Source organism: Cecembia lonarensis LW9 (assembly GCF_000298295.1).
GTDB classification, from domain to species: domain Bacteria; phylum Bacteroidota; class Bacteroidia; order Cytophagales; family Cyclobacteriaceae; genus Cecembia; species Cecembia lonarensis.
On the sequence record NZ_AMGM01000272.1, the window covers coordinates 1 to 733 of the forward strand.

At 64.4% G+C, this 733-nt stretch carries 1 protein-coding gene; it reads right to left on the reverse strand.

The annotated features are described in order from the left end of the window. Positions 1–562, reverse strand: a 562-nt coding sequence (locus B879_RS24135) for a hypothetical protein (RefSeq protein ID WP_202949684.1), incomplete at its 3' end; no start/stop codon positions are given. Between the last annotated feature and the right edge of the window lie 171 nt (positions 563–733).

Genomic DNA, 733 nt, shown 5'->3' on the forward strand with positions numbered 1-733 from the left:
GAACGATTCCCAATAATATTCCCAAGACCACCATCAGTGTGGGGACGGGGAACCCTTCGATCTTGGGCACCTCGGGCAAGCTGAATTGAAAGTATTGGGCCGCGAACAACGCACCCAACCACAGCGCCCCGGCCAGTGCAGTGACCAAGGAGATCCATTGGATGACCGAGACCACCGGCCACCACCAGGCCCCGGAGCGAGCCCCGATGTCGGTGTTGGCGATGGCTTGATCAAGTTCGTCCGGCAGTGTTTCCCGGCCGGCACGTGAGGCTCTGCGGATCGAACCCTGCCAGGCCGCGGGAGCACCCGCGCTTGCTTGCTCGGCATAGCGTCTGACCGCGGAATCGGCCTGAGCTGTTTGGGCGGCGCCGGGGATCGGCAACGAGGTGCGATTCAGCGTGGGGTTCACATCGGCGCTTTTGAGGTTCAGCCGACGCAACGGGTCCGGGCGCACCTTGGCAAGCCAGCGAGTCAGCGGCCACCCGGTCTTTTTGTGCGCGTCAAGTCTGTAGGAGCGGCGCACCGCTGAGACCACGGTGTCCACCCCGGCGGCTTCGGCCAACTCAGTGGTCAGCGCCTTCTGGTCGGCTCCGCCGGGAGCTTGAGCTCCACCAACGAGAACCGGCCCCCATTTTCTCCGCTATGGCAGCTACGTCGGCCGAAAGCCGGCGTGTGGTGGCTCCGCGTTCGGTGACCACACCGGCAATTTCCTGGCGCAAGGCATCGATGCCCT